We start from the raw sequence: 21,522 nt of genomic DNA on the forward strand, positions 1-21,522 counted from the left end.
CCTTGTGCAGGGTTCAGTTTTCCATCCGAAGCCCCTGCTTAATCCGTTGAACGGAGCTGCAATCACGCAAACCTGTGATTGTAATTGGCTATTGATCGAAATCAAACCATTGGCCCGATTTTCCCATTAGATTACCCCCATCGACCAGTGGCGGGGGCCGATGGTGGGAAAGAGGGCGCCGTCTTGCACCAGTGGGAACAGTTATGACGTCCCACGCAAGACCGAGCCGTTGCGACCACCCATTCCCCTTATGAACCATACCGCTATCAGGCGGGCGCTGCTGCGCAAGGGCTGAAGGAAAAGGACGGTCTGGCCGTGAACAAGGTTTTGAATTTGAACAGTCGCGATCGCAATATTCTGGTAAAATCACCCCTGATGGCCACGCTCGGCCCGGGCTCTTTAAACCGGATGCTGGAACTGGCGACAGTGTTGAGCTTCGAGGCGCGCGATATTCTGTTTCGCGAGGGCGACCCTGCCGATTATTTCTATTGCGTGCTGACCGGCTATGTCCGCCTCTATCGCCTGAACAAGGACGGACGCGAAGCCGACATCCGCATCAGCGGCGGTGGTGATACCTTTGCCGAAAGCCTGTTGGCCATGGGCGATACCTATCACTATAACGCCCAGGCGGCGGAGCATGTGACCGTGGCGCGATTTGATCTCGCCAAAGTACGCCAGCTTGCAGAGCAGGAAAACGACATCGCCCGTTCAGTGATCCGCTGCCTGTCCAATTATCTGCGGAGCACCATGGATTGCATCGCCAATGACCGACTGCAAACCGCTCCGCAACGCGTGGCACAATATCTGATCGACAATTGCCCCAATAGCGGCGGTGCCGTATCGATCCGCCTGCCCTTCCAGAAAAGCCTGCTGGCCGGCAAGCTGGGCCTTGCGCCCGAAGCCCTGTCACGCGCTTTTTCCACCCTGCGACACAGCGGCGTCACTGTGCGCGGCCGGATGGTTCAGATCAACGATGTCAACACACTCCGACAGATTTGACAGGCATAGTATCGCTGAAAGATGTCGCGAGAGATTTTCCAAATGATCTGTTCCTGTCGCCTTTCCGATATAATGTCAGGTTTTGAAGATCGAAAATGGTGAAAGGGACAAGTGGAAAACGGGGCATATATCCGCTTTTGTCGCTTTCGCTTTTCCCGCCTTCCTCAAAGATCAGGCCGCGACGAAATCCCAGCCTGTATCTGCCTTTTCCACCCGCATGAAACCGGAAACATGGCCGCCTGAGGCAGTCCAGCCTTTTTCGCTTGCATGGGTGAAGATGGTCCGGCGGCTGTTGGCGCCCTGTCTGGCATCCGCGTCGTAGATGAAGCAGAAATCGGGATCATCAAGTTGAAGTTTGGGCGCATGCACAAGATCGCCCCAAAGCACGAGCTTTTCCGCCCCCTCGCCAATCAGATAGCCGGAGTGACCAGGCGTGTGGCCGGGCATGGAAACCATCTCTATTCCAGGAAGTACCGGCCCTTCCAGGACGGGTCGCACCCGATCGCCGTAGATTTCCAGCAGGCGGGCAGCAATGTCGAATCCACCGCGCCGATAGATGGGGATGGTCTCCTTCAGTTCTGTTTTCGTAAAAAAGCCCAGATCCGCTTCCGGGACGACGATTTCCGCGTCGGCAAAATATTGTCCGGCGTCGTCAAAAAGGCCCAGCGCATGGTCGCCATGCAAATGGGTGAGGAGAACCCGGCGCACATCAGCGCGGCTTATTCCAGCCCTCTCCAGCGCAGCCCTTCCAAGCCCCAGTTCAGGACCCCAATAAGGGCCTGTTCCCGCATCGACCAGGGTAATGCCGTCAGCGCCCGACAGCACGAAGAAATTGACGTCCATATCAATGGTGGGTGCCGGCCACGCCGCGACCGCCGCATTTCGCACCACGTCACTGCTGGCGTGATCCAAATGTTCAATCGGCGCTCTAAAAATACCATCGACCATGATCGTCACATCATAGCACCCGAAACGACGTATATCCGTCATGTCAAAGGCCCCCATGGCTTTCAAGGAAGCGAACGATGTCGGCCACGCCCTCGCCACGCTTCAGGTCGGAAAACACATGCGGACGAGCCTCGCGCATACGCGCCGCATCGCGATCCATCACATCAAGATCGACCTCGACATAGGGCGCCAGGTCTTTCTTGTTGATGACCAGTAGATCCGAGCGGGTAATGCCCGGTCCGCCCTTGCGGGGAATTTCCTCGCCCTGACAAACCGAGATTACATAGATCGTCACATCGGCAAGATCGGGCGAAAAGGTCGCGGCCAGGTTGTCGCCACCGGATTCGATGAAAATCACGTCGAGATCGGGAATGCGCTCATTCAGTCCGGCAATCGCCTGGAGATTGATCGACGCATCCTCCCGGATCGCCGTATGCGGACAGCCGCCGGTCTCAACGCCCACCACCCGGTCAGAAGACAGCGCTTGCATGCGGATCAAAGCGTCGGCATCCTCACGGGTGTAGATATCATTGGTGACGACGGCCACCGAATAGCGGTCGCGCATCGCCTTGCACAGCTTTTCCGTCAATGCCGTCTTGCCTGAGCCGACCGGGCCACCAATTCCGACCCGTAACGGACCATTTGCCGATTTCATGCTTTTCCCCTTGTTATTCTCTTGTTCTTATCCAAGCTTCTAAAGCTGGCGATATCACGACCGGAACAGTCGCACAGCTTGACCTTCATGGCGCGCCGAAACGATGTCTGCGGCAATCGTCGCGCTGCCAAGATCGTCCAACCCCGACTGGACGGCCCGGGCAGCCAGGCTTGCCACAGGCGCCTCAAGCCGCGACAGAACGGCGAGGCCACCGGTCTGGCCGATCAGGCTGAGGCGAATACCCGCCGAGACCTGCTGCGACAGGGCCGCATGCAAATAGGCGGCAAGCACTGCCTCGCAACCTATCCCCTGGCAGGCGCCCACCGCCCCAACCACCACCGGATAGGCAACCGGACCGGACAATAGGACCGAAAACGGGTCCGCCCAGGCGCGGGCCGCATCGCGAAACGCCGCGCCGAGCGCCGTGGTTTCCTGATAGCGCTCCCGAGAGCCGGCCAGCGCCAACGCCAGATCCGAAACCTCGGACAAAACCTGCGGCATATTCCAGACCCGCCAGGCCTCAGCCAGAAGCACCGCATCGTTCCAAATTGCGCCATGGTCTAACAGCGATGTCAGCCAGGCCAGCAACGCCTCTTGCCGCCCGATGACGTTGCCGTCACCATCGATCAACCCATCCTCGACCGCCTTTTCCAGCCCGCCCGAATAGGCAAAACCGCCCACAGGAAAGGCCGGCGAGAGCCAAGTCATCAGCCGGATCAGGCCGAGCGTATCGAGAGCAATGGTCATGGTCGATCAGGAATGGGCGTGATGGGCATGTGACCCATGGCTGTGATAAGCGCCACGCACCGGCTGAAACGGCTCCACCACCTCACTGACCGTCGCGCCCAAGCCCTCCAGCATGGCGCGGATCACCGGATCACGGCCGATCAGGATGCGGTCCAGCTCGATCTGGGCAGGGAGATGACGGTTGCCGAGGTGCCAAGCCAGTTCCAGCAAATGCTGCCCGTCGCGCGGCTCAATCGCGTAGAGCCGTTCATCGGCGGCCTTCACCGCGATCTGGTCACCGTTATCAAGCACCAGACGGTCGCCATCGGCAAACAGCACCGCTTCCTTCAGGTCCAGCATCACCATCTCGCCATCGGACAGATGCAGCAGCTTACGACGCAAATGACGCATGTCATGGGGCAGAACAACCGTCGACACCGCCGGATCAAGGGCATCTGAGGCCGGAAGATAAGAGATCACACGCAGCATCGGCACTCCATGACCCTGCGGATCGCCAATGGCTCCGCAACGCTTATATCAATTCACTAAACCGGATTTGGCCGACAGCCTTGGATAAAGCGACAGCCTTGGCAGGCGCCGAGTTTGCGCAAAACAAAGGCCGGGCGCAACAGGCAAATAGGCCTGTGCCGTTGTTATCGCAAATATCAAAGCAATGATCGGGCAGTTTAGGATACGGCCTGGATAGCCTGCTTCAACGGCTGCGGGCCATGGGTCATTTCATGCACGATACAGTTGCGGCCATTGGCCTTGGCACGGTAAAGCGCGCGGTCGGCCGCCGCATAGACCACTTCCGGCCGCCTTTCCGGCGAAATTTCCGCAACGCCGATCGAGATGGATGTCGAAATCAATCGACCGTCGAAATGCAGCCGAAGGTCGGAAATACTGCGGCGGATCATGTCGATCCGCTCAAACCGCTGCTGGATCGTGTCGCCTTGGATGATCAAACCGAATTCCTCGCCGCCAAGCCTGGCCGTGACATGCGGATCATTGGCGAAATGGCACAGAATGTCTGCCACGGCACGAATGACGAAATCGCCGGCGCTGTGGCCGTAAGCATCGTTGATCGACTTGAACCAATCGAGATCGGCGATGGCCAGCGAAGCGTTCCCCTCCGTCTGGTCCAGCGCTTCCGAAAAGGCACGCCGGTTCAGCAGGCCGGACAGACCGTCAATCCTGCTCAGATGCTCGTATTTTGCCTTGGCGATGGCGAGACTACGGATTTCACGCGCCACAAAGACGCCGGTGAATGTGGCCACGAAACTGCCCAACAACCAGCTCATCGCCACGCTGAGCTTGACCGCATCGATGATCGGCATCGGCACCAGACCCAGCACCCAACAGAACGGCAGGGCAACGATCTGAAAGCCAAGTGCCAGGGAAACGGACGAAAACATCAGATGCATGACAAAGCTGAAAATGTTTCCCCTTTGCGAGAGATCTTCAAATCCTCGGCGCAGCGAAAGCCAGTTCAATATTCGAATCAATTGCCGCCCCCTTCTCTGCTTTTCTCTGGGATAGGCCTGTTTTGTGTGTCGTTTCCTAAATCAATACCTAGAATTTTAACGATTGATTGTATGGGCCATCGCATCATTTCAATACACGAACAGCCAAAACAGATCATCCGGGCAAAGGCAGGGGCGCGAGTGCATAAAGCGATACAGCGAACTTTAGTGCACCATGTTGGGTGGACGGCGCTGTAGCGGAAATACCAGCGGCCCGCGCATCACCGAAACGAAAAAACCCGGCACGCAGCCGGGTTTTTCTGATCTCGCAGACGTGTTTAATCGCGCCTACGAAGGTTTGTCGAAAATCAGTCGTCGTCTTAGGCCGCCTGCTTTTCCTTCAGCTTTTCCAGGATATTCTGTGGCGAAGACACACCATAAGGGTCGCTATCGCAATTGTCGGAATAGCCTTCTTCTTCGAACCACTGCTCCACCACGCCATCGTTGATGATAGCCGCATAGCGCCAGGAGCGCATGCCGAAGCCGAGATTGTCCTTGGACACCAGCATGCCCATCTTGCGGGTGAACTCGCCGGAGCCATCGGGAATAAGCTTGACATTGGCCAGGCCCTGCTGCTTGCCCCAGGCATTCATCACGAAAGCATCATTGACCGAAATGCAGTAGATGTCGTCAATGCCGGCAGACTGGAACTCGCTATAAAGCTTTTCGAAATCCGGCAGTTGGAAGGTCGAGCAGGTGGGAGTGAAAGCACCCGGAAGCGAAAAGAGCACGACTTTCTTGCCCTTGAAGTAATCATCCGAGGTCATATCTTGCCAACGGAAGGGGTTTGGGCCACCGACCTCTTCATCGCGAACGCGGGTACGAAACGTGACGCTGGGCACTTTTCTGCCAATAAGCATCGCTGATCTCCTTTGATAGACATGATGAAGCGTAAAAATGATGAAAAGCGGCCTGTTACCGGGCCACCTGGATCAGTCTTTCTGATTACCGCATAACCATGTGCGGCGCAGCATAAAACAGCGTGCTGGACGCCGCAGCATGCCTGGCATGCGCATAGTGCATGGCGGACCCATTCGGCATTGCATAATGATGGCCAGTTTCGCTTTTAACGCGGCAAAAGCTCAAACCGGGCAAACCGGCCTATTGCGCGCGCTGCATAGAAGACCAACCGCGATGCATTGGCCACTGCTGCCTCGACAGCAACGTATGCAATCGATCACAACTTTAACAAAGCTTCATAATAGCACATTATTGCCCTAATTTAAGATCTATACCTTTAATGGTCGATGCAGAGGGCGATTATCACATAAAAAAACAGACAAAACAGATCTTGAAGCATTGCAAAAAACTTTGTTGCGTATTTTAATCCGGAAATATTCGACCTTAACGATTTGTTAAGAATTTGCACAAAATTCGGCATCGAAACAGGCTTTCGAATGCCAATCGCCGACAGAAGATCTTTTTTGGTATTGGGTAGGGTTGGAGACGGAAACAATGTTGAATGCGAAAAAGCAGCCTATGACCCGGCATGTATTGCCGGTCGTAGAAGACACCAATGGTCCGGTGGGCAGAGCCATTGACCGGGACCCCTCCGTCAGAAATACCCGTTTGTCGGTGCTGGCACCGACCCGTTACCCCTGGCGCTTCAATTCACCGCGCCACAGCCGGCACATGATCGAAAATCGTAATTTCGTGCCGATGAACTACGTATCGCCGAAGCTGGAAGGCATCACGGTCCTGTCGCCATTTCCGCCGCGCCGGTTCGACCTCATCCATGCGTTCAACCGGATACCGATGAGCGCGACGCCCTTCATGATCTCTTTTGAATCCCACATGCCGCGCGGCTTCGGCATTGAGACCTCAGCACTTTATGCCTTCATGACCCGGCGTCTGATTTCCGACCGCTGTCTCGGGATCGGCGCGATTTCCGAACATGCGCGCCGGATCTTTCAAAAGACTCATAGAAATAACCCTGCCTATGAGGCGCTGAACAGGAAGCTGTTCATGCGCTATCCAAATATGGAAATCGAAGAGCGACCGGATACGTTCAACGACGAAAACCAGGGGCCGATCCGCGTCGTCTTCGTCGGAAATCACTTTGCCCGCAAGGGCGGTTGCGTTGGCGTGCGCATGGCCGAACTCGCCATGGAGCACGGCATTCCGCTGGAAGTCGATATCGTCTCCACCGTGGAAGTCGGACCGATGTCCTGGACTGACCCGTTGGTGCCCGGCTACTTCGATCGTTACCGCAAATTGTTGAGCCTGCCGAATGTTCGCCATGTCCAGAACATTCCAAATAGCGAAGTGCTGAAAATCCTGCGCAATGCGCATTTCTCGCTGCTGACCACATTCTGCGACACATTCGGCTTCAGCGCCATTGAATCCGAGGCCAATTACGTGCCGGTGATCGCCACGAAACAGGGCGCCCTGCCGGAATTCATCAAGCACCGGCAAAACGGCATCCTGCTGGATCTGGACACCAATGATATCGGTGAGTGGAAACACATTGCCGACGACCGCAGCACGCCGGAATTTGCCGAGATCCATGCCCGCGAGATCGAGCGACTGGCCGAAGAAAGCCTGACCGAAGTCGTCGCCGCCATGGCCGACCAGAATGCCTACAAAGCAATGCGCCAAGCCGCCTATCGCACTGCAAAGACGATGTTTTCGGCGAAGGATGCCAATGAATTCTGGGACGATTTTTATGTGGAAGCTTTGAATGAGTACCGGACGGGCCACAATTCCTCAGAGCTGATGCAAAAGCCGTTTTCAGGCTGAACCCGTTTCAGTGGCGATGCTGTCTACCTTTGAAAGAAGGCGACGAGAGTGGACGTTAAAGCGTCGCCGCCTCTTCAAGGCCAATAGATTTAAGGGAAGGTAGAGGTGGGCTATCAGCCCACAACATTCACTTTTCCGCCTTCGATAACGATGTGCCGTCCTTCATTCTCCATAAAACGCCAGTCCTCTGCCTGCGAACCATCCGGGAAAATTTGCAGGCGATAACCACCTGACAATTGAAGATCTGCTCCACAATATCTGTCGCATGTTACGGACTGGACAATGAGATAATCCCCAGCATTTACAAAGGACTTAGTGGCTTCGTCGTAACCTTGCAGCAAGGCCGCAATCCGCACGAATTGCAACGTACCAAATTGAGGATCCTCGACGTTTACAGGAGCACCCTCCTCAGGCTCCATGAAACGATCTGAGGACCCTGTCACGATCCCATTCTCCGTGACAATCCGCCAGGAGCATTGGATATAGAGCGCATGAGATCCCGCCGTTCCTAGTCTTCCCCGTGTCGAATGATGGGGGCGAATGGAGCCAAAATGGAAAACTTTCGTATCTGCCGCATTGCGGGCAATGCTTAAAGGCAGACCGACAAGAACTTGCAGACTGTCCTGCAAGAAGGCTTGATTGTCAGATTCAGACATAACTACCAGTCATAATAATGCCAAGGCTCTGACATGCTCACGCGTCCCCGCCTTAAAGAGATTGCAAATATCTCAAATGCTTGCACGGCTTGAGATATTTGCAAAAGGAATACGATGAGTCATTTTCAATGACTCAGCGTATAACCCCCATCAAAACAAGAAATACCGCTGAGCCATCGGCAAAACAGTGGCCGGTTCGCAGGTTAGCAACTCACCGTCAGCGCGCACCTCATAGGTTTCAGGGTCGACCTCGATATGCGGTGTCAGGCTGTTGTGGATCATCGACGCCTTGGAAATGCCGCCGCGGGTGTTTTTTACCGCCAGCAATTGCTTGGAAACGCCGAGCCGCGCCGCCAGTCCCACATCCAACGAGGCCTGAGACACGAAGGTGACGGAGGAGTTGGTGCGAGCCTTGCCATAGGCGCCGAACATATGCCGGTAATGCACCGGCTGCGGCGTCGGGATTGAGGCGTTGGGATCACCCATCGGGGCGGCGGCAATCGAGCCGCCAAGCAGGACCATATCCGGCTTGACGCCAAAAAAGGCCGGGTTCCAGATCACCAGATCGGCGCGCTTGCCGACTTCAATCGAGCCGATTTCGTGGGAGAGACCATGGGCAATGGCCGGGTTGATGGTGTATTTGGCAATGTAGCGCTTGACGCGCATATTGTCATTCTCGCCGGTTTCCGATGGCAGCCGTCCGCGCTGGCGCTTCATCTTGTCGGCCGTCTGCCAGGTACGGATCGCCACTTCGCCGACCCGGCCCATGGCCTGGCTGTCCGAGGAAATGATCGAAAACGCGCCGATATCATGCAGAATGTCTTCCGCCGCAATGGTTTCCTTGCGGATCCGGCTCTCCGCAAAGGCAATGTCTTCCGGGATCGACGGGCTCAAGTGATGGCAGACCATCAGCATGTCCAAATGCTCAGCCAGCGTATTGATCGTATAGGGACGCGTCGGATTGGTGGAAGACGGGATCACATTCGGCTGGCCGCAGATCTTGATGATGTCAGGCGCATGGCCGCCGCCTGCCCCCTCGGTATGGAAGGCATGGATGGTACGGCCCTTGATCGCGCCGATGGAATCCTCGACGAAACCGCTTTCGTTCAGCGTATCGGTATGGATCATCACCTGCACATCGTAGTCGTCGGCCACCGACAGGCAGCAATCGACGGCACCGGGGGTCGTACCCCAATCCTCATGCAGTTTCAGGGCGCAGGCGCCGCCCAGCACCATTTCCTCCAGCGCGCCGGGCAGCGAGGCGTTGCCCTTGCCCGCAAAAGCCAGGTTCATCGGGAAAGCATCCGCCGCCTCGATCATCCGGGCAATATGCCAGGGACCAGGCGTGCAGGTGGTGGCGAGCGTGCCATGCGCAGGGCCGGTGCCGCCGCCCAACATGCAGGTCAAGCCGCTCATCAGCGCTTCCTCGATCTGCTGCGGGCAAATGAAATGGATATGGCTGTCCATGCCGCCCGCCGTGACGATCTTGCCTTCCCCGGCAATCGCCTCCGTGCCGGGGCCGACAATGATATTGACGCCTGGCTGGGTATCGGGATTGCCCGCCTTGCCGATGGCAACGATACGCCCGTCCTTCAAGCCGATATCCGCCTTGACGATGCCCCAGTGATCGACGATCAGCGCATTGGTGATAACGGTATCGACCGCGCCGTCCACGCGCGTCGCCTGGCTTTGCCCCATGCCATCGCGGATCACTTTGCCACCACCGAATTTCACTTCGTCGCCGTAATGGGTGAAGTCCTTTTCCACCTCGATGAACAGCTCGGTATCAGCCAGCCGCACTTTATCCCCGGTCGTGGGGCCGAACATGCTGGCATAGGCGGCGCGGGACATTTTGAAAGGCATGGTCAGGCTCCTTGGGACAGGACAGGTAAGGGTGAAGGCCCAAGGCGCGTCAGCCGCCCGGCCTCGATATGTGCGTCGATCACTTGCCGTTCCGCAGCGAAAGGATGGCCATCCCAACCCTGGTGCGAAAAGCCTGCAACGAAAATCCGATCTCCGGCAAAAGCCGGATCGCGAAGAACATGGCTCATCACCACCAGGCCGCTGCTCGGCGTGACATAGAGACCGGGATCGTAGGGGTCCAATGCCGCCACAGCAGCCTCATGGGCCAGGGCTGGTAGAACCATGTGATCCTTGCCGTTGCTGCGGGCAAATTCGGCAAAATTGTCTGTCTGATCCTCAAACAGATCGTCAAGTTCGGGAAAATTGACCAGAATATCCGGCTTCATCGCCTCGAATTTCGCGGGATCGCGCACCGACCAGATCGCGCCGCTGGTATCGACCGCGGGGCTGTTGCGCCAGGCACAATCGGCCAGCATGGCTTTGGCGGGACGGCCAGTATTGCACACCGCCATCACATCCGTGCGGTGACCGGCCATGCCGAAATTGCGCGCACCATTGAAGCGGATGACCATATCGGCAGCATCGATGGCGTCCGCAACCTCCTGAGGAACCTCGCCATTGCCAATGATCATGATCTTGCGATCCATGCCTGTCCGATCCGCTTATCGAGTTTCAGCCAAGGATTTCAATTCCTTGGTTCGCGTCTTCGTTATCTCCGCCTTGCAGGCGGCAACCTCCATGGGCTCCATCGTGCCACCCCGGACATAAAATCCCTGGGCCTCACATTGACCGTCGCGATAATCGATCCAGGCACGCTGGGCTTTCAGCAAGGCCTTTTCAGCCCCCTTGAGATCATCGTCTAACGTTGCATCCTGCTCAACAAAGATCTTGCGGGTGATCTTCCATTGGGCATTCATGGCCTTGTCCGCCGCGTCGAAATCCTTGATCGCACAGGCGGTCATATCGCTCTGGGTTTTCGGGTCCTTGCAATCAACCGCTTGCGCCAGAACACCATGGCCAGACGACATTACCCCAAACCCTGCCAGCATGATCAGCCGCGAAACAGGCGTCATAGAGGCCCCATGACCTTCTGGCGAAAGCCATAGACCTCGCGCTTACCGGCCAGCGGGATCAGCGTCACTTCCCGCGTCTGGCCCGGCTCAAAGCGCACCGCAGTCCCCGCCGGAATGTCCAGCCGCATGCCACGCACCTTATCCCGGTCGAAGGACAGTCCCGCATTGGTCTCAAAGAAATGATAATGACTGCCCACCTGTACCGGACGGTCGCCGGTATTGGACACTTCAATCGTCACGGTCGGCTGACCAGCATTCAGCTCGATCTCGCCACTCGCGGCAATGATTTCACCCGGTTTCATCACTGTCTCTCCCGTCATCGGTTCCCGGCAGGCCGGAAAACCACATTGTCCATGCATGAAATAATACATCCGCAACGACCGGATGGATCACCGATCAAGCCGCTCGGCCGGGCTTGCAGCCTTCCGCCTTCAGAACCCGCGTGGTGGATGGCGGATTGTTGGCGAGCTTGCCCGCCGGGCGGATGGGTCTGCGCACCAGTTCGCCGCCGCAATTGGGGCAGATCCCGGCCAGCACGCCCTCAGCACAGGCAGCGCAATAGGTGCATTCGAAGCTGCACATCATCGCCTCGCGGCTTTCAGGTCGCAGATCGCAGTCGCAGCATTCACAGTTGGGGCGAATCTCCAGCATGGCGTCAGCGGATCGGTTCGTGGACGGTCACCAGCTTGGTGCCATCGGGAAACGTCGCTTCGACCTGCACGTCATGGATCATTTCGGCAATGCCATCCATCACCTGATCGCGGGTGATCACATGCGCACCCGCCTCCATTAACTCGGACACGGCACGGCCATCGCGGGCACCCTCGACGACGAAATCGGAAATCAGCGCAATCGCCTCAGGATAGTTCAGCTTGACGCCGCGCTCCAGCCTGCGCCGGGCGACCATGGCCGCCATGGAAATCAGAAGCTTGTCTTTTTCTCTTGGGCTGAGATTCATGGGTGCTCCGAAAATGATGCCGGTTACAAGGTCCAGACTTTCGGCACAGACGCGCCGTCGCGCAAGGCCGAAATCACCGGAACCAATAATTTTCTAAGGGAAAATCCATCGCTGCTGATAAAACGGGCAACCAGCTTGTCATTCCACAGGCTTATGCCGACGTCACCAAGCCCCGACGGGCGGTCCGTCAACCGTTGCAGCGCCGCCATATGTGCCTCCGCCTGCCGTCCCGTATACAGCAATGTGGCAAAAGCGACCCTGCCGCCCAGCACCGCTTTTTCAGCGGTGAGATCGGCAATATCACCTGTTAACGCCAGGTCTTCGGCATGAATGAGCCGCCCTGAGCGGCGGATGCGCCAGCGGTCGCGCACTAGGCCGTGACGCATCGCTTCACCCATCGCCTTGCGACCCAGCAGAACGGCCTCGACACTGAGAAATTCCGCTGTCTCATGCAGATCGACCTCCAGCCTGCGGGTCAGTGAAGCCTGATCAAACAGGATGGATTCCTGCGGCAGCCAATGGACCGCCGCCCCCTCGCCGACCGTGATGCGGCTGCTGATCGACGCCGTATCGGCGGCAGCCTTATAGATTTTCTCGCAGGCCTGGGTGGTCAGGGTCAGATGAGTGCCATCACCGGCGGTAAACGCCCAGTCGAGTTGATCACCGCCGGTCAGCCCGCCGGAGGAATTGATCAGCACCGCCTCCATCCGGCCATCGAAACTTTCGGGGATACGGATCTTGGCGCAGCCCTCCTGGAAGAAGGTTTCCAACCGGCTGCGGCCTTGAAACAGCTTGGTGTCCAGCCGCCCGCTTCCTTTGGCGCGTTGCGGCTTGATCAGTATGGCGGGCTGTATGGTCATGCCTTCAACGCTTCGATTTCGAGAAGAAATCCCACATCATATCCGTGGCATTCAGGTCGAAGGAGACCTTGCCGATCACCTTCTGGATCTTCAGCGATGCGGTGCTGCCCGGCCATGTATGGCCCGCCCCCGCCAAACGGTAGGAGGCAATGCGCGCACCGTCCGAGCATTGAGCATACTCGGTGGTCTCGACCCGGCCCTCGGTTTTCACGGTGGGAGATTTGCACCCATCCAACTCCGCCCAGCGATGCAGTGCGGCATCGGCGCCGTAGCCCCAATAGGGCAGGCCCGGCCCGGCAATCGGGTTGATCTTGTCGTCCAGCCCGGCAAAGGCGATCAGCGACATCGGTTTGGCCGGTTTGCAGGTCGCAGCATCCGGCACGAAACCATCGCCTTCACGCTTCGGCGTTCCCGCCCGCAGGCCGACGACCAGACCGGCAGCGGCAAAATCGGTGTTTCCATCGCAAAGATATTGCGACACCATCCGTCCGCCGCCGGAATAGCCGGTGGCGTAGAAGCGCGCCGGATCAACACATAAATTGTCTTCGACAGCCTTGATCACATCGCGGATATAGGCTTCCTCATCGGCCTCGCCTTTGGCGACGCCCGGCACGTTCCAGGCGAAATAGCCCGCCCGCTTGGTGGGCATCGACCCTTGCGGCGCGACAGCGATAAAGCCTTCGCGCTCAGCCACCCGCTCCCATTCGCTCCGGTCCAGTTGCTCATTGGCATTGCTGTCGGAACCGTGGAAATCGAACACGACCGGCACCTTGTCCTGGCCGCTATAGCTGGAGGGAATGAAATAGGAAAACACCCTCTCATGTCCGCCAGAGGTCAGTGTCATATCATAACGGCCCACATCCCTGGGCTGACCGCAGCCAGCTGCCGATGCGGAGCCGGTCGAAAGCGTCAGAAGGGAAACGAGTGTCGCAATCGCCACAACGGACAGAGTACCAACTCTTCGCAGAACGGGCTTTTCGCATTGATTTTCAATATTTTGCATATAGTCCTCCGCAGCGGGGCAACGGTAGCAAAAGACCGATACGATGCAAAATGAAAAAATCTGGCACATGCTGGATGCGCAGACGAGTGTCCGTCAGGGTCAGATCGAACCTGACAGACAGAAACTAAGGCATCTGTCTGGATCAGAGCACTACAGCGCGTCCGCCGACATCGGGCTTTCCACCGCCTGCGGCTTGACCTTGGCCTTCATTGTCACCGAGCAGGCAGGGTTTACAGAGGCCGTTGCGCCAGCAGCCGGTTTTGCGCCATCGGCACAGGCATTTTTGGCGATATTGTCGGCGATCAGACGGCCATCGCCACTGTCGAAGAAAGCCCACATCCGCTTGGCCGCATACATGTCTTCCTGGCTCTTGCCATCGACGCTCTTGCCATCAAAGGCCTTTGCCTTGGAATTGGCAGCAGCCAGTGAGAAGCCGATAGTCTGCGCGGGCCAGTCATGCGTCTGGTCGGCAATCGTATAGGACAGGATGCGGGCACCGCCCTTGCAGCGCTCGAATTCCGCCGAGGAAATTTTCGTCCCCTTGACGATCTTGCGTTCGCCCTGGCAGCCATCCAGCTCGGCCCAGCGATTGAGTGCCGCTTCGCCGCCATATTGCCAATAGGGCCTACCGCCGCCCGCGTAAGGATTGGTATTGTCCTTCAGCCCCCAGAAGGCGATGATCGACACCGGACGGCCCGGACGGCAGCTCTGCGGATCGGGCAGCCATTTTCCCTGATCGGGGCCAACGCCCTGACGCGGCGTGCCAGCCCGCAGGCTCATAACGAAACCGGCAGCGGAGAAATCGGTATTGCCGTTGCAGATATATTGCGACAGCATCCGCCCGCCACCCGAATAGCCGGACGCATAGATACGATCGGGATCGACACAGAACTTGGCCTTGACCAGCGCCACGGTGTCGCTGAGATAAGCGGCATCATCCGGCCCTTTGGCTTCGGTTACAGTCGAAACAGCCGCATTTGGCGCGGTCGGGCTTGTCAGGCTCGCGTTGGTTACAGTCCCATTCGAAATTGTGGCATTTGGCGAAACTGTCGCATCCGGTACAGTCACGCCGGGTACGGGGACCACGCCCGGCACGTTCCAGGCATGGGTGCCTTCCGCCTTGCCATTCAAACCGCCCTGTGGGGCAATGACGATGAAGCCGTTTTCCCGCGCCACGTCGGACCATTGGCTACGACCCAGCTGATCGCGGGGAAAGCTGTTGGACCCGTGCAGATCGAACACCACAGGCACCTTGGCCTTGCCGGTATAGCCTTGGGGAATGTAGGCGACCGCCGTCCGCTCAATTCCACCGGACGTGAATGTCAGGTCCTGTAACCCGGCCCGGACGGTCACGCCGCAGCCGCCCGCCGCGTAAGCAAGGCCACCCGGCACCATCATGGAAACGCCGAGTGTGAACAGGCACAACAAAGTCTGGGCAGATGTGCGCGCGAAAAAACCCGGCCGCCGCAGGCCAGTCAGTTCATCGAATGTCATGAGGTCGCCTTGTTATTAGCACTTGCCGGAAAATACCACATGTTGCGCAGGCTTCAACAGAAACCTGATCGCAAATGATCAAGGCTGACATGCGTCAAACACAAAGCGTGAATATACTATGAATATACCCGGTAATTTCACAGTAAAAACAAGAGATTACACTCCAAACCCGGACACCGCATCCCATGCCTGAATGCGACATTATACCGTAAGGTGGCGGCGAGCCTCGAGCGTATCCAGCGTTTCTGCACCGCCTTCATGGACGATTTCGCCGCGATCCATGATGTAGACATGGTCGGCCAGCTCCCGACAGAAGTCGAGATATTGCTCGACCAGCAGGATCGCCATGCCGGTTGAATCCCTGAGATAGCGGATTGCCCGGCCGATATCCTTGATGATCGATGGCTGGATGCCCTCGGTCGGCTCGTCCAGCACCAGAATTTTCGGGCGGGTTACCATGGCCCGGCCAATCGCCAACTGCTGCTGCTGGCCACCGGACAGATCACCGCCGCGCCGCGACAACATGGTCTGCAAAATCGGAAACAGCGCGAAAATATCGTCCGGGATCGTCCGATCCTTGCGCTTCAGCGGCGCAAACCCGGTTTCCAGATTTTCCTTGACCGACAGCAGCGGAAAGATCTCGCGCCCCTGCGGCACATAGCCGACCCCGTGCCGCGCCCGGTTGAATGGCGCCATGCCGTTCAACACCGTGCCTTCAAAGGCAATCGTGCCGCCGGACACCGGATGCTGGCCGGTCACGGCGCGTAAAAGCGAGCTTTTACCCACCCCGTTGCGACCCAGCACGCAGGTGATCTTGCCCATCGGCGCGGTGATATTCACGCCACGCAAGGCCTGGGCGGCACCATAGTGAAGATTGAGATTTTCAACTGTCAGCATCTTCTTACCCTCACCGCCCCAGATAGTTTTCGATCACCCGCGGATCGTTCGAAACAAAGTCGATCGAACCTTCGGCCAGCACCGAGCCTTCGGCCAGACATGTCACCTTGACGCCGAGATCGCGGATGAAACCCATGTCGTGTTCCACCACCACGACCGAGCGGGTCTTGGAAATTTCACGCAGCAGAATGGCGGTTTCGGCGGTTTCGGCATCGGTCATGCCCGCCACCGGCTCATCGACCAGCAGCAGTTTCGGCTCCTGCGCCAACAGCATGCCGATTTCCAGCCATTGCTTCTGGCCGTGGGACAGGTTGGCGGCGAGGTCGTTTTTGCGGGCGGTGAGCCGGACGGTTTCGAGAATGGTGTCGATCCGCTCGCGGTCCTTGGGCGTCAGCCGGTAAAACAGCGTTGAAAACACCCCGCGCGGCTTGTTCAGCGCCAGTTCCAGATTGTCCCAGACCGTATGGCTTTCAAACACCGTCGGCTTCTGGAATTTGCGGCCAATGCCGAGCTGGGCGATTTCGGCCTCGTCGCGCTTGGTGAGATCCACCTTGCCGCCGTCGAAAAACACCTCGCCGCTGTCAGGCCGTGTCTTGCCGGTGATGATGTCCATCATCGTCGTCTTGCCCGCGCCATTCGGGCCGATAATGGCGCGCAGCTCGCCCGGCTCGACCACGAAGGACAGGGAGTTCAAGGCCCGGAATCCGTCGAAGGAGACGCTGACCCCGTTGAGATAGAGGAGGCTGTTGGTGGTCTTTTCGGACATGACTTACTCCGCCGCCTGAGGGTTGCCATGAGAGGTTCTGGACGCTTCGGCTTCCGCCGCAGCCTTGTCCTGCCTGCGCCGGAGAAGGCTTTGGGTGACAGTGCCGACAATGCCCTTGGGCAGGAACAGTGTGACGGCCACGAACAGCCCGCCCAGCGCAAACAGCCAGGCATTGGGAAACAGGCCGGTAAAGATCGTCTTGCCGCCATTGACCAGCACCGCGCCAATGATCGGGCCGATCAGCGTGGCGCGCCCGCCGACGGCGGTCCAGATCACCACCTCGATGGAATTGGCCGGCGAAAATTCGCCGGGATTGATGATGCCGACCTGCGGCACATAGAGCGCGCCCGCCACGCCCGCCATCATTGCCGAGACCACGAAGGCAAACAGCTTCATGTTTTCCACCCGGTAGCCGAGAAAGCGGGTGCGGCTTTCGGCATCGCGGATGCCAACCAGCACCTTGCCGTATTTGGAGCGAACGATGGCCGAGACCAGCAGCAGCGAGCCCGCCAGAAACAGCGCCGAGAGCGAAAACAGCGCGGCACGGGTGCCATCCGCCTGGATGTTGAAACCGAGGATGTCTTTGAAATCAGTGAGGCCGTTATTGCCGCCAAAACCCATATCGTTGCGGAAGAAGGCCAGCAGCAGCGCATAGGTCATCGCCTGGGTGATGATCGACAGATAGACGCCGTTGACCCGCGAGCGAAACGCAAACCAGCCGAATACGAAAGCCAGCAGACCGGGTGCCACCAGCACCATCAGCGCTGCAAACCAGAACATGTCGAAGCCGTGCCAGAACCAGGGCAGTTCCTTCCAGTTCAGGAACACCATGAAGTCGGGCAATACAGGATCGCCATAGGTGCCGCGTGGGCCGATCTGGCGCATCAGATACATGCCCATCGCATAGCCGCCGAGCGCGAAGAACGCCCCGTGGCCGAGCGAAAGAATGCCGCAAAAGCCCCAGACCAGATCGAGCGCCAGCGCCAGCATTGCATAGGTCAGGTATTTGCCAAACAGCGCCACCAGATAGGTCGGCATATGCAGCGCGCTGTCGGGCGCGGTGGCAAGGCTGAGGATCGGCACCAGAATGGCGAGCGCGATGAGAATGGCGATGGCGACGAGGATCTTGGCGTCCAGCGAGCGCAGAAGAAATGCCGTGATCATGCTTCCACCGCCCTTCCCTTGAGTGCGAAGAGACCACGGGGCCGCTTCTGGATGAACAGGATGATGAGAACCAGAACCAGGATCTTGCCCAATACTGCACCGGCATAGGGCTCAAGGAACTTGTTGACGATCCCGAGCGAAAACGCCCCGACCAGTGTGCCCCAGAGATTGCCGACTCCGCCGAACACCACGACCATGAAACTGTCGATAATGTAGGTCTGGCCGAGATTGGGCGAAACATTGTCGATCTGGGACAGCGCCACGCCCGCCATGCCAGCAATGCCGGAGCCAAGCGCAAACGTGAAGGCGTCCACCCAGGGCGTGCGAATGCCCATCGAAGACGCCATCCGGCGGTTTTGGGTGACGGCGCGCATCTGCAAACCAAAGGCGGAGCGCTTCAACAGCATCAGCAGCGCGAAGAAGACCGACAGCGAAAACACCAATATCCACAGCCGGTTCCAGGTGATGGTCAAGCCGCCAAGCCCAAACGAGCCGGACATCCAGGATGGATTGGCAACCTCCTGATTGGTGGGGCCAAACAGCGTGCGCACCAATTGCTGCAACATCAGCGAAATGCCCCAGGTGGCCAGCAGGGTTTCCAGTGGACGGCCATAGAGAAAGCGGATGACGCAGCGTTCGATCACCAACCCGAAGATGCCGGTGACGGCGAAGGCGACCGGCAGGGCAATGGCCAGCGACCAGTCAAACAGCTCAGGCGCGTTCGCCCTTATCGCCTGCTGGACAATGAAAGTTGAATAGGCACCGAGCATGACCATTTCGCCATGCGCCATATTGATAATGCCCATGACCCCGAAGGTGATGGCAAGGCCAATGGCCGCCAGCAGCAACACCGAGCCGAGCGAGATGCCATAGGTGATGTTCTGCGCGGTATTCCACAGCGCCACATCGCTCTGGATCTTGGCGATGGCCGCATCGATATCACCCTTCAGGGCCGGATCGACGGTCGCAGCAGCATTACCGAGAATGGAAATCGCATCCTGGCCGCCCACAGCGCGAATGAGTGCAATGGCGGCGCGTTTTTCCTCCAGCGTATGATTGGAGGTGATGACCGAGACAGCACGGGCCTGGGCCAGCAGCGTTTTCACCGCGCCATCCTGCTCCTTGGCAAGGGCGGTGTCGAGCAATTCGAGATTGTCTTCTGAGGGCGCCTTCAACAGCGCATCGGCAGCGGCAAGCCGCACCGTGCGGTCAGGACTGAGCAGGGTCAGCCCGCCTTGTGCGGCGCGGATGGCGCGGCGCAACCCGTTATTGATCTTGATCTTCACCAGCCCGCCCTTGGCTTCCTTGCCGACCTCGGCACCGGTCAGCGGATCGATCAGCGTCAGCTGGCTGCCGGCGGGCTTGGCGATGAACACATTGCCATCGGCCTTGCGCAGATAGAGATCGCCACCGCTTAGGGCTTCCAGGGTCGGAACCACTTTGAGATCGCCAGTGCGTCCGAGATCGCCGACGATCTTTTCGGCATCGGTGAAATTGGCCGTGCCCAGCGCCTTGATCAGGCTAGCGGGGTCTTCCTCGGCCCGTGCCGAAAGGGTCAAGGCCACCATCAGCAACAGCCCGGCAGCCAGCACATGCGACAGATGGTTCAAACAGGATCGTATCATACCGGCCCCTCTTACGATTGCTCCCGACAAGGGAGAAAAAGCTGCGGATGCTTTATGCACCCGCAGCAAGTTTCAGGCTGGGAAGATTAAGAGCCCTTGCCGCCGCACTTGCCGGACTTGACGTTGAAATTGCCGCAGTTCATCGGCAGGCGCCAATCGGCGATCAGGTCCTTGCTGTCGGGGAGGAAATCCGACCATTCATCGCCGACGACTTCCGGTGTCTGGGAAACGATGTCGAACTGGCCATTTTCCTGGACTTCGCCAATCAGCACCGGCTTGGTGATGTAATGGCTTGGCATCATCGTGGCATAGCCGCCGGTGAGGTTCGGCACGGAAACGCCAACCAGCGCGTCGATGACCTTGTCGGGTTCAGCAGAGCCTGCCTTTTCGACAGCCTTTACCCACATGTTGAAGCCGATATAGGCGGCTTCCATCGGGTCGTTGGTGACGCGCTTGTCGTTCTTGGTGAAGGCATGCCAGGTCTTGATGAACTCGGCATTCACAGGGGTATCGACGGACTGGAAGTAGTTCCAGGCGGCGAGATGGCCAACCAGCGGCTTGGTGTCGATACCAGCCAGTTCTTCTTCACCGACCGAGAAGGCCATGACTGGAATGTCTTCAGCCTTGACGCCCTGGTTGCCGAGTTCCTTGTAGAAAGGCACGTTGGCATCGCCATTGACGGTGGAGATAACAGCGGCCTTCTTGCCAGCCGAGCCGAATTTCTTGATGGCGGCGACTTCGGTCTGCCAGTCGGAGAAGCCGAACGGCGTGTAGTTGACCAGGATGTCTTCCTTCTTCACGCCCTTGGACAGAAGATAGGCTTCGAGAATCTTGTTGGTCGTGCGCGGATAGACATAGTCGGTGCCTTCGAGCACCCAGCGCTGCACGCCTTCATTCTCCATCAGGTAATCAACGGCGGGAATGGCCTGCTGGTTGGGAGCGGCACCAGTGTAGAAGACGTTGCGTTCGCTTTCCTCACCCTCGAACTGCACGGGGTAGAACAGCACCGAATCCAGCTCCTTGAAGACCGGCAGAACCGACTTGCGCGACACCGAGGTCCAGCACCCGAATACCGCCGAAACCTTGTCCTTGGAAATCAGTTCGCGGGCCTTTTCGGCAAACAGCGGCCAGTTGGAGGCCGGATCGACCACGACAGGCTCCAGCTTCTTGCCGAGAACGCCACCCTTCTTGTTCTGCTCGTCGATGAGCATCAACATGGCGTCCTTCAGCGTCGTTTCTGAAATCGCCATCGTGCCGGAGAGAGAATGCAGAATGCCGACCTTGATCGTATCTTCAGCGGCAAACGCACCGTGGAAGGCGGTGGTGGACAGCATGGCGCCGACAAGTGCGCTCGCCAGTTTGGACTTGAAGTTCATTTCAGGTTCCCCTCTTTTTGAATTCTGGAGTGAGGGGACTATCGGCTGCTGCGCTGCAAAATCGTATACGTCAATTGACGTAGGTCACGGGGCAAAGCCACGATCTCCCTACAAAATAGGGGATTGTCCGCCTAAAACTGCGGACATAGGTTTATTATACTTGATTTTCATCAAACACGAACCCTAATACCTGACAA

The 21,522-nt window shown here is 58.0% G+C and carries 23 protein-coding genes; 2 read left to right on the forward strand and 21 right to left on the reverse strand.

Annotation, left to right across the window (positions count from 1 at the left end; all coding sequences use genetic code 11):
- The first annotated feature begins 309 nt into the window (after positions 1-309).
- The gene (locus AVCG78_RS11455; RefSeq protein WP_041696996.1) at positions 310-999 is read left to right on the forward strand and encodes a Crp/Fnr family transcriptional regulator; all 690 of its coding nucleotides are present in this window, start codon (positions 310-312) and stop codon (positions 997-999) included.
- Positions 1,000-1,170: 171 nt separating this feature from the next.
- On the opposite strand, the gene aidB is transcribed toward AVCG78_RS11455, so the two are convergent.
- The 6 genes from aidB to AVCG78_RS11485 form a co-directional block, all read right to left on the reverse strand.
- Complete coding sequence (gene aidB, locus AVCG78_RS11460; protein WP_071204969.1) at positions 1,171-1,989, reverse strand: AidB family quorum-quenching N-acyl homoserine lactonase; 819 nt, start codon at positions 1,987-1,989, stop codon at positions 1,171-1,173.
- Between the two features lies 1 nt (position 1,990).
- Entirely contained in the window at positions 1,991-2,602 is a 612-nt protein-coding gene (ureG, locus tag AVCG78_RS11465) for an urease accessory protein UreG (protein WP_070149734.1), read from the reverse strand.
- 54 nt (positions 2,603-2,656) lie between these two features.
- Positions 2,657-3,349: an urease accessory protein UreF gene (locus AVCG78_RS11470; protein ID WP_071204923.1), complete on the reverse strand. Its 693-nt coding sequence runs from the start codon at positions 3,347-3,349 to the stop codon at positions 2,657-2,659.
- Between the two features lie 6 nt (positions 3,350-3,355).
- Complete coding sequence (gene ureE / locus AVCG78_RS11475; RefSeq protein WP_071204924.1) at positions 3,356-3,817, reverse strand: urease accessory protein UreE; 462 nt, start codon at positions 3,815-3,817, stop codon at positions 3,356-3,358.
- A gap of 197 nt (positions 3,818-4,014) precedes the next feature.
- A complete protein-coding gene (locus AVCG78_RS11480; protein WP_049777229.1) occupies positions 4,015-4,752 on the reverse strand; it encodes a GGDEF domain-containing protein in 738 nt (245 codons plus the stop codon).
- Between the two features lie 419 nt (positions 4,753-5,171).
- Complete coding sequence (locus AVCG78_RS11485; protein ID WP_015916902.1) at positions 5,172-5,711, reverse strand: peroxiredoxin; 540 nt, start codon at positions 5,709-5,711, stop codon at positions 5,172-5,174.
- A 595-nt stretch (positions 5,712-6,306) separates the two neighbouring features.
- Here AVCG78_RS11485 and AVCG78_RS11490 point away from each other — a divergent pair.
- Positions 6,307-7,590 carry a glycosyltransferase family 4 protein gene (locus AVCG78_RS11490; protein WP_071204927.1) on the forward strand — a complete coding sequence of 428 codons (1,284 nt, stop codon included), beginning with the start codon at positions 6,307-6,309 and terminating at the stop codon, positions 7,588-7,590.
- A gap of 113 nt (positions 7,591-7,703) precedes the next feature.
- Here AVCG78_RS11490 and AVCG78_RS11495 read toward each other — a convergent pair whose 3' ends face one another.
- From AVCG78_RS11495 to urtA, 15 genes are all read right to left on the reverse strand, one after another.
- Complete coding sequence (locus tag AVCG78_RS11495) at positions 7,704-8,246, reverse strand: hypothetical protein (RefSeq protein ID WP_071204929.1); 543 nt, start codon at positions 8,244-8,246, stop codon at positions 7,704-7,706.
- 150 nt (positions 8,247-8,396) lie between these two features.
- The gene (ureC, locus tag AVCG78_RS11500; protein WP_071204931.1) at positions 8,397-10,109 is read right to left on the reverse strand and encodes an urease subunit alpha; all 1,713 of its coding nucleotides are present in this window, start codon (positions 10,107-10,109) and stop codon (positions 8,397-8,399) included.
- Between the two features lie 2 nt (positions 10,110-10,111).
- On the reverse strand, positions 10,112-10,756 hold the full coding sequence (locus AVCG78_RS11505; protein ID WP_071204933.1) for a Urease operon accessory protein: 645 nt from the start codon (positions 10,754-10,756) through the stop codon (positions 10,112-10,114).
- 15 nt (positions 10,757-10,771) lie between these two features.
- Positions 10,772-11,182 (reverse strand): lysozyme inhibitor LprI family protein, encoded by a 411-nt coding sequence (locus tag AVCG78_RS11510; protein ID WP_071204935.1) that lies wholly within the window; start codon positions 11,180-11,182, stop codon positions 10,772-10,774.
- Entirely contained in the window at positions 11,179-11,484 is a 306-nt protein-coding gene (locus AVCG78_RS11515; protein WP_015916908.1) for an urease subunit beta, read from the reverse strand. Before AVCG78_RS11515 ends, AVCG78_RS11510 begins: the two co-directional genes overlap by 4 nt.
- Positions 11,485-11,578: 94 nt before the next feature.
- Complete coding sequence (locus AVCG78_RS11520) at positions 11,579-11,833, reverse strand: DUF1272 domain-containing protein (protein ID WP_071204939.1); 255 nt, start codon at positions 11,831-11,833, stop codon at positions 11,579-11,581.
- Positions 11,834-11,837: 4 nt separating this feature from the next.
- Positions 11,838-12,140, reverse strand: coding sequence for an urease subunit gamma (locus tag AVCG78_RS11525; protein ID WP_015916910.1), 303 nt, complete (start codon positions 12,138-12,140; stop codon positions 11,838-11,840).
- Between the two features lie 23 nt (positions 12,141-12,163).
- Positions 12,164-13,000, reverse strand: coding sequence for an urease accessory protein UreD (locus AVCG78_RS11530; RefSeq protein WP_071584757.1), 837 nt, complete (start codon positions 12,998-13,000; stop codon positions 12,164-12,166).
- A gap of 4 nt (positions 13,001-13,004) precedes the next feature.
- A complete protein-coding gene (locus AVCG78_RS11535; protein ID WP_174089702.1) occupies positions 13,005-14,003 on the reverse strand; it encodes an alpha/beta hydrolase family esterase in 999 nt (332 codons plus the stop codon).
- Positions 14,004-14,153: 150 nt separating this feature from the next.
- Positions 14,154-15,497, reverse strand: coding sequence for an alpha/beta hydrolase family esterase (locus AVCG78_RS11540; protein ID WP_071204944.1), 1,344 nt, complete (start codon positions 15,495-15,497; stop codon positions 14,154-14,156).
- A gap of 201 nt (positions 15,498-15,698) precedes the next feature.
- Entirely contained in the window at positions 15,699-16,394 is a 696-nt protein-coding gene (gene urtE, locus AVCG78_RS11545; protein WP_071204946.1) for an urea ABC transporter ATP-binding subunit UrtE, read from the reverse strand.
- 10 nt (positions 16,395-16,404) lie between these two features.
- The gene (gene urtD / locus AVCG78_RS11550) at positions 16,405-17,160 is read right to left on the reverse strand and encodes an urea ABC transporter ATP-binding protein UrtD (RefSeq protein ID WP_015916915.1); all 756 of its coding nucleotides are present in this window, start codon (positions 17,158-17,160) and stop codon (positions 16,405-16,407) included.
- Between the two features lie 3 nt (positions 17,161-17,163).
- Positions 17,164-18,324, reverse strand: a complete 1,161-nt coding sequence (urtC, locus tag AVCG78_RS11555) for an urea ABC transporter permease subunit UrtC (protein WP_071204948.1) — start codon at positions 18,322-18,324, stop codon at positions 17,164-17,166.
- The gene (gene urtB, locus AVCG78_RS11560) at positions 18,321-19,949 is read right to left on the reverse strand and encodes an urea ABC transporter permease subunit UrtB (RefSeq protein WP_071204950.1); all 1,629 of its coding nucleotides are present in this window, start codon (positions 19,947-19,949) and stop codon (positions 18,321-18,323) included. The genes urtC and urtB overlap by 4 nt, the downstream gene beginning before the upstream one ends.
- An 86-nt stretch (positions 19,950-20,035) precedes the next feature.
- Positions 20,036-21,325, reverse strand: a complete 1,290-nt coding sequence (gene urtA / locus AVCG78_RS11565; protein WP_071204952.1) for an urea ABC transporter substrate-binding protein — start codon at positions 21,323-21,325, stop codon at positions 20,036-20,038.
- Positions 21,326-21,522: the final 197 nt, after the last annotated feature.

This window comes from Gillisella vitis (genome assembly GCF_021559775.1).
Taxonomy (GTDB): Bacteria; Pseudomonadota; Alphaproteobacteria; order Rhizobiales; family Rhizobiaceae; genus Allorhizobium; species Allorhizobium ampelinum.